The following is a 9874-nucleotide window of genomic DNA, read 5'->3' as shown; positions in this document are numbered from 1 at the left end:
GGTGGGGCAAGAGCCTTTTGGTTACTTTTGGGCCCCAAAAGTGACGCGCTGTAAAAGCGCAACCAATATCAGCCATCACACAATAATGGATATGTACGCAAAAGTAGCTTCACCACTTCGGCGTAATATCCCGCTCAACCGGCGGCGCATCCGGATCCTGCCCCACCGGAAACTTGCCCTTCAAATGCCACGCAAACGCAATGATCTCCGCAATGGTGCGATACAGCGGCTCCGGAATACTGTCGCCCAACTCCATGCGCGCCAGTAACTTGACCAACTCGGCATTCTCATAAATAGGCACTTCATATTCCCGGGCGATGGCCAGAATGGCCTCGGCCAACTGATCATCACCTTTGGCACTCAAGGTCGGTGTGTGCGTGCCGTCGTAAGTCAGCGCGATCGCCTGACGCGGGTTTTGGTCAGCTTGGCTCATCAGGCGTTCTCGTCGATCCAGCGTTGTTGAAGGGTAGTGCGCGGGCCTTGAGGCGGCACGCCTTGACTGCACGCCAAGTCACCCACCTCAAGGCCGGAGGCAATCAATCGCTCGCGCAAGTAACCCAGTTCCTTGCTGATCAATGCCGCACTGTCAGCACGCTCTGCCCAGAGCTGGCTCGATAGCTTGCCGCGCAATAATTGCGCCTGGACCTGGAGTGCGCCGAGAGGAGACAGGTCAAAGGCCAGATCGATTCTCCAGAGTTTTTCCAGAGCTTCCTTGGGCTCGCTGTCATCCTTCTCCTTGCTGTTCTCCTTTTCAGGCGTGTCCTCGCGCTGCACCTTGACTTGCATGGGCACGATTTCCTGGCCATTGCGCATCGGGATTTCCATCTGCCAGGTGGTCAGTTGATTGCCCTCTGCGGTGCTTCGGGTCTGTTCCAGACTCGCCAACTGATGGCTTTGAACGCGTGAAACCGCCGCTGCCGCGAATTTTAGTAAAATTTCCAGATCATCTTCTTTGCCGCCTTTCACTGCCCGCGAAGGCAACGGAAAGTGGATCGGCAGTGGCGGCGGTGCAACCAGCCCCATGGTGCCCAGGGCGCTGCGCAAAACGCCTGGCATTGTACGGGTCAGCATGTTCGAGGCTGCGGCCGCGTCGTAGCTGGCATTGGCGGGTAGGCCGGGTAGCAACTGAGTAATGAGTTGTAGCAGGTTTGCCTTCATGTCCGGCATCGCCATGGGGTTGAGACCGGCCAGCAATCTGGACTCCATGAACAGGCCGCTGGCATTGATCGCCTGAGCCACGACACGCGGGTTGCTCATCTGCTCGATGTCCGGCAAGTCTGCCAGCAACTGCTGGATACTCGCCTGGAGCGGCGAGGAGGGCGCTGAGCTCGTCGGGCTTGCAGGTGGAAGGTTACGCAGCGCGTTAAGCAGCACGTCCAGAGAGCCTTGGCGGTTTTGCTGGGTGGTGAGTTGCTGGGTTACTGCCAATTGATCGAGGTTGTTCGGCAGCGGTACGAAATTAACACTCTGGCTGCCTTGGACCTGAGCGCTCAGCAGTGCACCCGGGCGCAATGGTTGAGGGCTTTCGATGCTCAGGCTGGTGCCAACCAGCGCGGTATTGAGCAGGATCACGATAGAACGATAAAGCGCCGGCTGTGCAGTCTGCTGAGTACCGGGCTGGGTGCCCGGTAACGTCGCAGTTGTGGGCGCGCCGGCTTGTGACGCGCCCTGACTGGTCAACTGGCTGACTGCGTTGGCGACCACCTGAGTGGTGAGCACCCGGGCCTGCAACAAGGTGCCTTGCGGCAACTGATCGGTGTCGATACTGGTTTGCAGATTATTTAAAGCAGTATTGACCTGCTGCAAGGTCATGGTCAGCGCGTTAGGCGAAGCTTGAGACACCGAAAGCGTGGTGCCGGGCGTCAGGGGCAGAGGGCTGGTGACGTTGACACTCGTCTGGCCACCGTTGCTCAGGGCCAGTTTTATCAACAATTGAAAGTTCTGTTGCAACTGCTTGAGGGTTATCACCTCGGCCGCGACAGTCTCTCCCGGCTTTATAAGGTTTTCCAGCGGCTGCAGTAACTGAAGCACCTGAGCCGGAGAAAGCCCTGCGCGGCCCAGAGCGGCGGCGGCTGTTGTCGGTTGGAGGCTGGTGATATCACCTGTCATGGAATCGCGACCTGTTGAAAATGCCCTCTCGGGGCGGGCGTGCCATGTATAATGCGCGCCCATCGTAGAGCGGTAGTTGCACAATGTAACGGCCGTTTTAAAGCTGACTTGAACAGCCATTTCTTCAGACCGCACCTTCTCTGCTGTGTTCTGATGCGACCGCCGCAGCACCGGGAACCCTGCATGACTCGTTCCATACCTCTTCTGCAAGCCTGCGACCTGGCCTGTGAGCGCGACTGGCGAATGCTTTTCGAGCATCTTGACGTGCAAGTCAATGCCGGTGACATGCTGCAGATCAGCGGTCCCAATGGCAGTGGCAAGACCAGCCTGTTGCGCCTGCTTTGCGGCCTTATGCAGCCCACCGCGGGTCAGGTGCTGGTTAACGGCCTTGCATTGAACGAGCAGCGTGTCGAACTGGCGCGCAATTTACTCTGGATCGGCCATGCCGCGGGTATCAAGGATTTGCTCAGTCCTTTAGAAAACCTTGTCTGGCTGTGTGCCCTGCATCGCCCGGCGAAGCCCGCGGCCATCTGGCAGGCACTTGAGGCGGTCGGATTGCGAGGTTTTGAGGACGTACCGTGCCATACCTTGTCGGCCGGGCAACAGCGGCGCGTAGCGCTGGCGCGTCTGTATCTGGACAGTCCGCCAGTCTGGATTCTCGACGAGCCCTTCACTGCGCTCGACAAACAAGGCGTTGCTCAACTGGAGGAACATCTGGCCGGGCATTGTGAGCGAGGCGGCATGATTGTGTTGACCACTCACCACACCTTGAGTCGTACACCGCCCGGTTATCGCGATATTGATCTGGGGCAATGGGCCGTATGAGTCATGTGTTTACCCTGCTGGTCGCACGCGAGGCGCGTCTGTTGTTCAGGCGTCCCGCCGAACTGGCCAACCCGCTGGTGTTCTTTGCGATTGTTATCGCCTTGTTCCCGCTGGCTGTCGGTCCGGAGACGCAACTGTTGCAAACCTTGTCCCCGGGGTTAGTCTGGGTAGCGGCCCTGTTGTCAGTGCTGCTCTCGCTGGATGGCCTGTTTCGTAGCGATTTCGAGGACGGTTCGCTGGAGCAGTGGGTGTTGTCCTCGCATTCACTGGCGCTACTGGTTCTGGCGAAAGTGCTGGCACATTGGACCTTTTCCGGTCTTGCGCTGGTATTGTTGGCGCCGCTGCTGGCGCTGATGCTCGGCTTGCCGACTCAATGCCTGCCTGTGTTGCTGTTGTCCTTGCTATTGGGCACACCGGTATTGAGCCTGCTCGGTGCGGTGGGCGCGGCGTTGACGGTGGGTTTGAAGCGCGGCGGTCTGCTGCTGGCGCTGTTGATCCTGCCGTTGTACATCCCGGTATTGATCCTGGGAAGTGGCGCGTTGCAAGCAGCGCTGCAAGGTATGCCTGCAACCGGCTACCTGCTCTGGCTGGGTAGCCTGACCGCGCTTGCCGTAACCCTGACACCCTTTGCAATAGCCGCTGGCCTGAAGATTAGCGTCGGCGAATAAATGAGGTTTGCCTGAATGGCTTTATTTAGCCAGCAGCAAACCCGAGCGACACCGTAGAAGGCAGCTTGATGAAAGGCAGCGTAATGAAAGACAACGCTAAAAGCGGGTTGAGTTGGGCCTGGTTCCACAAGCTCGGTTCTCCAAAATGGTTCTATGGCATCAGCGGACGTCTGCTGCCGTGGTTGAGCATCGCCGCCGTGTTACTGATCGGCATCGGCGTTGTCTGGGGGCTGGCCTTCGCGCCACCGGACTACCAGCAGGGCAACAGTTTCCGGATTATTTACATCCACGTTCCGGCCGCCATGCTCGCTCAGTCCTGCTATGTGATGCTGGCGGTCTGCGGCGTCGTGGGGCTGGTGTGGAAAATGAAGCTTGCCGACGTTGCGTTGCAAAGCGCAGCGCCTATTGGCGCCTGGATGACGGCGTTGGCATTGGTCAGCGGGGCCATCTGGGGTAAACCGACCTGGGGTTCCTGGTGGGTCTGGGATGCACGCCTTACGTCAATGCTGATTCTGCTGTTTCTATACTTCGGTCTGATTGCCTTGGGCAACGCCATCAGCAATCGTGACAGCGCCGCCAAGGCCTGCGCTGTGCTGGCCATTGTTGGCGTCATCAATATTCCGATCATCAAATATTCAGTGGAATGGTGGAACACCCTCCATCAGGGCGCGACGTTCAGCCTGACCGAAAAACCGGCCATGCCTGCCGAAATGTGGCTGCCGCTGCTCTTCACGGTGCTGGGTTTCTACTGCTTCTTCGGCGCCGTGGTCCTGCTGCGCATGCGCCTTGAAGTGCTCAAGCGTGAAGCCCGGGCCAGTTGGGTCAAGGCTGAGGTGCTCAAATCCCTCGGGCAGCCACCGGTAAAGGAAGGGGCACAATGAAATTTGATTCATTCGGTGAATTTCTGGCCATGGGTCATCATGGTCTGTTCGTCTGGTCAGCCTATGGCATCTGTTTTGTGGTGCTGGCGATCAATGTGGCGCTGCCGTTGCTGGCGCGTCGGCGTTACCTGCAACAAGAGGCGCGTCGCCTGCGCTGGGAGAACCAGAAGTGAATCCGCTGCGTAAAAAGCGTCTGTTGATCATCGTTGCGATTCTCGCAGGTGTCAGCATCGCCGTAACTCTGGCTTTGAGTGCCTTGAAAGAAAACATCAACCTGTTCTATACGCCGACCCAGATCGCCAATGGCGAAGCACCGCTGGATACCCGAATTCGTGCGGGCGGAATGGTGGAAAAGGGCTCGCTGCAGCGTTCTACCGACTCTCTGGACGTGAAGTTCGTCGTGACGGACTTCAACAAGGCCGTGACCATTACTTATCGCGGCATCCTGCCGGACCTGTTCCGCGAAGGGCAGGGCATCGTTGCCCTTGGTAAGCTCAATGCAGACGGCGTGGTCGTCGCCGATGAAGTGCTGGCCAAGCACGATGAAAAGTACATGCCGCCGGAAGTCACCAAGGCGCTCAAGGAAAGCGGGCAGCCAGCCCCGATTTCCTCCACACCATCGAAGCAGGGTTGACCCATGATTCCTGAACTCGGCCATCTGGCCATGATTCTGGCGCTTTGCTTCGCCGTCGTGCAGGCCAGCGTGCCCTTGGTAGGCGCATGGCGCGGCGACCGGATGTGGATGAGCCTGGCGCAACCCGCGGCGTGGGGGCAGTTCAGCTTTCTGGTCTTTGCCTTCGGTTGTTTGACCTACGCGTTCATGACCGATGATTTTTCCGTGGCTTATGTGGCTGAGAACTCCAACAGCGCTTTGCCCTGGTATTACAAGTTCAGCGCGGTGTGGGGGGCTCACGAAGGTTCGCTGCTGCTGTGGGCGTTGATTCTGGGGGCCTGGACGTTTGCCGTGTCGGTGTTCTCCCGTCAGTTGCCGCAAGTGATGCTGGCTCGTGTGCTGGCTGTGATGGGCATGATCAGCGTCGGCTTCATGCTGTTTCTGATCCTGACCTCCAATCCGTTTTCGCGGATCCTGCCGCAGGTGCCTGCCAACGGTCGCGACCTGAATCCGCTGCTTCAGGATATTGGCCTGATCGTCCATCCGCCGATGCTGTACATGGGCTACGTCGGGTTCTCGGTGGCCTTCGCGTTTGCCATTGCTGCTTTGCTTGGCGGGCGTCTTGATGCGGCCTGGGCACGCTGGTCACGTCCATGGACCATCGTCGCCTGGGCATTCCTGGGGATCGGCATCACGCTGGGGTCATGGTGGGCCTATTACGAACTGGGCTGGGGTGGCTGGTGGTTCTGGGACCCGGTGGAAAATGCCTCGTTCATGCCATGGCTGGTGGGCACGGCGCTGATACATTCGCTGGCCGTGACCGAAAAGCGCGGCGTATTCAAAAGCTGGACGGTTCTGCTGGCTATCGCCGCGTTCTCCTTGAGCCTGCTGGGTACATTCCTGGTTCGTTCCGGGGTGCTGACCTCCGTGCATGCCTTTGCTTCGGACCCTGAACGCGGCGTGTTCATTCTGATCTTCCTGCTGTTCGTGGTCGGTGGTTCGTTGACCCTGTTCGCGTTCCGCGCGCCCGTGGTCAAGAGCCATGTCGGCTTTGGCCTGTGGTCCCGGGAAACCCTGTTGCTGGGTAACAACCTGGTGCTAGTGGTGGCCGCTTCGATGATTCTGCTGGGCACCCTGTATCCGCTGGTACTCGATGCCATGAGTGGGGCGAAGATGTCGGTAGGCCCACCCTATTTCAATGCGCTGTTCGTGCCGTTGATGGGGCTGCTTATGGCGGTCATGGCCATCGGCGTACTGGTGCGCTGGAAAGACACCCCGGTCAAATGGCTCGCCAGCATGCTTGCGCCGGTGTTGATCGGCAGCGCCGTACTGGCTGTGATTGCCGGGCTCGCCATGGATGATTTCCACTGGGCCGTCATGGCCACTTTCATGCTGGCCGCCTGGGTGCTACTGGCGGGTGTGCGTGATCTGCTCGACAAGACGCGTCATAAAGGTCTGATCAAAGGCTCACGCAGCATGACCCGCAGTTACTGGGGCATGCAGCTTGCCCACATCGGCATCGCGGTCTGTGCTCTCGGCGTCGTGTTGTCGAGTCAGAACAGCGCCGAGCGTGATTTGCGCCTGTCGCCGGGTGAGTCCATGGAGCTGGGCGGCTATATGTTTGTGTTCGAAGGTGCCCGGCATTATCAGGGCCCGAACTTCACGTCTGATCGCGGCACCGTTCGCGTGCTTGAGGATGGTAAGCAAGTGACCATTCTGCATCCTGAAAAGCGCCTGTACACCGTGCAGCAATCGATGATGACCGAGGCGGGTATCGACGCCGGTTTCACTCGCGACCTGTACGTGGCTATGGGTGAGCCGCTGGGGGATGGCGCCTGGGCAATACGTGTCCACGTCAAACCCTTCGTGCGCTGGATCTGGTTCGGTGGGTTGATCACTGCATTGGGTGGCGTACTGGCGGCGATGGACAAGCGTTATCGGGTCAAGGTCAAAAGCAAGGTGCGTGATGCCCTGGGCCTGGAGGCTGCGGTATGAAGCGCTGGGTTTTGCTGTTGCCGTTGGCAATCTTCCTTGGCGTCGCGGTCTTCCTGTATCGCGGTCTGTATCTTGATCCTGCTGAACTGCCGTCCGCATTGATCAATAAGCCGTTTCCAGAGTTTTCCCTGCGTGAAGTGCAGAGCGATAAAGTCCTGACCCGTGCCGACCTGCTGGGTAAGCCAGCGCTGGTCAACGTCTGGGGGACCTGGTGCGTGGCGTGTCGTGTCGAGCACCCGGTGTTGAACAAGCTGGCGCAGCAGGGCGTGGTGATTTATGGCATCAACTACAAGGACGTCAACGCTGACGCCTTGAAGTGGCTCAAGGATTTCCACAACCCGTACCAGCTGAACATTCGTGACGACGAAGGCAGTCTGGGTCTGAATCTCGGGGTTTACGGTGCTCCGGAAACCTTCCTGATCGACAGCAAAGGCATCATTCGTCACAAGTTCGTCGGTGTCGTGGATGAGACCGTGTGGCGTGAGCAATTGGCCGGTTTGTATCAGGGATTAGTTGATGAGGCTAAACAATGAAGCGCCTGTTTGCCGCTTTTGTTTTAAGCCTCGGTCTTGCCAGCGTGGCGCATGCCGCGATCGACGCTTACGAGTTTCGTGACGACGCCGAGCGTGCGCGTTACGCCGAGTTGACCAAAGAGCTACGCTGCCCCAAGTGCCAGAACCAGGACATTGCCGACTCCAATGCGCCCATCGCTGCTGACTTGCGCAAAGAGATTTTTCGCATGCTGGGCGAAGGGCGGACCAATCAGCAGATTATCGACTTCATGGTCGATCGTTATGGCGACTTCGTGCGCTACAAGCCTGCGCTGACCGCCAAAACCTGGCTGCTGTGGTTCGGCCCCGCCGGGCTTCTGGTAGGCGGCATGGTTGTGATTGGTGTGATTGTCGTGCGTCGTCGTGGCCAGGGCCGCGAGGAAAACGATGTGCTTTCCGACGAGGAGCGTCAGCGCCTCGCAAATCTGCTGGATAAAAACCGCGAATGATTGATTTCTGGCTAGCCGCCGGCCTGCTGTTGCTGGTGGCCATGAGTTTCCTGCTGATTCCTGTACTGCGCGGCCGTCGCGCCCAAAGTGAAGAAGACCGCACTGCGCTCAACGTTGCGTTGTATCAGGAGCGGGTCGCTGAGTTGCAAGGTCAGCAAGAGGAGGGCGTGCTGTCCCCGGCGCAGATGGACAGCGGTCGCGCTGAAGCTGCCCGTGAGTTGCTGGCTGATACCGAGGGCGCTGAACCACTGCGTACTTCGCGCCTTGGCAAGACCTTGCCTTTGCTCGCCGCATTGCTGGTGCCCTTGATCGGCATGGGTCTGTATCTGCACTTTGGTGCCAGTGACAAGGTCGAGTTGACCCGCGAGTTCGCGCAGCCACCCGGCTCGATTGCCGAGATGACCAACCGTCTGGAGCGCGCCGTCAAAGCCCAGCCGGACTCTGCCGAAGGCCTGTACTTTCTGGCTCGCACCTACATGGCTCAGGATCGCCCGGCTGATGCCGCTGCAATGTTCGAGCGTGCAGTTGCGCTGGCAGGTCGTCAGGCTGAGTTGCTCGGCCAGTGGGCGCAGGCGCTGTACTTCGCCGGTGGCAAGAAATTCAGCCCGCAAGTGCAGGCATTGACTAACGAAGCGCTGCAGGCTGACCCGAAGGAAGTCACCAGCCTCGGCCTGTTGGGGATTGCCGCTTTCGAAAGCCAGCACTATCAGCAGGCGGTTGATTACTGGAAGCGTCTGTTGGCCGTGCTGCCTCCACAGGATCCATCCCGGCAAGCGCTGGAAGGTGGCATAGCCCGGGCCAGTGAAAAACTTGGCGAAAACGCTGCCGACACGAATCAGCCTGCCATAGCTCCCGACAAGACAGCATCGATCAAAGTGCGCGTGGATCTGGCCGCTGACCTCAAAGTTAAAGTAGCGCCGGGCGATAGCGTATTCATCTTTGCTCGCGCAGTCGGCGGGCCTCCTGCTCCTCTGGCGGTGAAACGGGTGACCGTCGCCGATCTGCCTGTTGACGTGGAATTGGGCGATGCCGACGCCATGATGCCGCAACTGAAACTGTCGAACTTTCCGGAAGTCCAACTCGTGGCGCGGATATCCCGCGCTGGTCAGCCGACCACCGGCGAGTGGATCGGCCGCAGCAAGCCTCTGGCCAGTAACACTGAGGCCTTGCAGGCGCTGACCATCGACAGCCCTGATCAGTAGAGAGCACGCCTATGTATCGCGCAGCCGCACGTATTACCTTGTTGGGTCTGGTTATGGGCTTGAGCGCCTGTGCGGTTCAGCCCACCGGCCCGCGCAGTCAGGAGCCGATCCCGACGTTGCCGGGCAAGTCGCAGCCGGGTACGCCGAGCACGCCAACACCCACGCCGGTCCCGAAAGCACCCGCAGCGGGCCCGAAGACCTCCAGTAACTTCGCCCCGCCACCGGGTGGCAACAGCCACTGGGACGCACGCCTGGGTGTACATGTGCTGGACGATGAGACAGACACCTTCTACCGCCAGCGCACCTACTACCGCTGGAACAACGGCTGGACCTGGTCAACGAGCCGCAATGGTCCTTGGCAGGAAACCGATTCCAGTGGTGTTCCGGCAGGCTTGGGTAAGCAGTTCGGCAATTGAGCTATCAAAACGGCTCCTGTAGGGAACGGATGCACAGTCCTTGCAGGGGCCGATCTGTGGCGAGGCGCAATTGCAGGCAATAAATTCAGCGGCTGACTGACCGAATCGCGGGTAAGCGCGTTCTCATCAAACAACAGCAAAATACTGGATTGAAATGCATTTTCT

General features: G+C 59.1%; 12 protein-coding genes. 10 read left to right on the top strand and 2 right to left on the bottom strand.

Going from position 1 to position 9874, the window contains the following annotated elements:
• Positions 1 to 109 precede the first annotated feature (109 nt).
• Both AUC61_RS21480 and fliK read right to left on the bottom strand, forming a co-directional pair.
• Positions 110 to 433, bottom strand: a complete 324-nt coding sequence (locus tag AUC61_RS21480; protein ID WP_122665645.1) for an EscU/YscU/HrcU family type III secretion system export apparatus switch protein — start codon at positions 431 to 433, stop codon at positions 110 to 112.
• On the bottom strand, positions 433 to 2109 hold the full coding sequence (fliK, locus tag AUC61_RS21475; protein ID WP_243248146.1) for a flagellar hook-length control protein FliK: 1677 nt from the start codon (positions 2107 to 2109) through the stop codon (positions 433 to 435). Before fliK ends, AUC61_RS21480 begins: the two co-directional genes overlap by 1 nt.
• A gap of 183 nt (positions 2110 to 2292) precedes the next feature.
• Here fliK and ccmA point away from each other — a divergent pair, with 183 nt between their 5' ends.
• The 10 genes from ccmA (at position 2293) to AUC61_RS21425 (ending at position 9709) form a co-directional block, all read left to right on the top strand.
• A complete protein-coding gene (gene ccmA, locus AUC61_RS21470; protein ID WP_243248145.1) occupies positions 2293 to 2934 on the top strand; it encodes a cytochrome c biogenesis heme-transporting ATPase CcmA in 642 nt (213 codons plus the stop codon).
• Positions 2931 to 3602 (top strand): heme exporter protein CcmB, encoded by a 672-nt coding sequence (gene ccmB / locus AUC61_RS21465; protein WP_087267367.1) that lies wholly within the window; start codon positions 2931 to 2933, stop codon positions 3600 to 3602. Before ccmA ends, ccmB begins: the two co-directional genes overlap by 4 nt.
• An 83-nt stretch (positions 3603 to 3685) precedes the next feature.
• On the top strand, positions 3686 to 4483 hold the full coding sequence (locus AUC61_RS21460; RefSeq protein WP_243248149.1) for a heme ABC transporter permease: 798 nt from the start codon (positions 3686 to 3688) through the stop codon (positions 4481 to 4483).
• The gene (ccmD, locus tag AUC61_RS21455) at positions 4480 to 4656 is read left to right on the top strand and encodes a heme exporter protein CcmD (protein ID WP_243248144.1); all 177 of its coding nucleotides are present in this window, start codon (positions 4480 to 4482) and stop codon (positions 4654 to 4656) included. Before AUC61_RS21460 ends, ccmD begins: the two co-directional genes overlap by 4 nt.
• The gene (gene ccmE, locus AUC61_RS21450) at positions 4653 to 5117 is read left to right on the top strand and encodes a cytochrome c maturation protein CcmE (protein ID WP_243248143.1); all 465 of its coding nucleotides are present in this window, start codon (positions 4653 to 4655) and stop codon (positions 5115 to 5117) included. The genes ccmD and ccmE overlap by 4 nt, the downstream gene beginning before the upstream one ends.
• Before the next feature lie 3 nt (positions 5118 to 5120).
• Entirely contained in the window at positions 5121 to 7091 is a 1971-nt protein-coding gene (locus AUC61_RS21445) for a heme lyase CcmF/NrfE family subunit (protein ID WP_243248142.1), read from the top strand.
• Positions 7088 to 7624: a DsbE family thiol:disulfide interchange protein gene (locus tag AUC61_RS21440; RefSeq protein ID WP_243248141.1), complete on the top strand. Its 537-nt coding sequence runs from the start codon at positions 7088 to 7090 to the stop codon at positions 7622 to 7624. Before AUC61_RS21445 ends, AUC61_RS21440 begins: the two co-directional genes overlap by 4 nt.
• Positions 7621 to 8091, top strand: coding sequence for a cytochrome c-type biogenesis protein (locus AUC61_RS21435; RefSeq protein WP_243248140.1), 471 nt, complete (start codon positions 7621 to 7623; stop codon positions 8089 to 8091). Before AUC61_RS21440 ends, AUC61_RS21435 begins: the two co-directional genes overlap by 4 nt.
• Positions 8088 to 9293 (top strand): c-type cytochrome biogenesis protein CcmI, encoded by a 1206-nt coding sequence (ccmI, locus tag AUC61_RS21430; RefSeq protein WP_243248139.1) that lies wholly within the window; start codon positions 8088 to 8090, stop codon positions 9291 to 9293. The genes AUC61_RS21435 and ccmI overlap by 4 nt, the downstream gene beginning before the upstream one ends.
• 11 nt (positions 9294 to 9304) lie before the next feature.
• Positions 9305 to 9709, top strand: a complete 405-nt coding sequence (locus AUC61_RS21425; RefSeq protein WP_122665636.1) for a hypothetical protein — start codon at positions 9305 to 9307, stop codon at positions 9707 to 9709.
• The last annotated feature ends 165 nt before the right edge of the window (positions 9710 to 9874 follow it).

It is taken from the genome of Pseudomonas maioricensis, from assembly GCF_022790535.1.
In the GTDB taxonomy this organism is placed as follows: domain Bacteria; phylum Pseudomonadota; class Gammaproteobacteria; order Pseudomonadales; family Pseudomonadaceae; genus Aquipseudomonas; species Aquipseudomonas maioricensis.
The sequence above is the reverse complement of the archived record's forward strand: the minus strand, read 5'-3'. Positions and strand labels throughout refer to the sequence as shown.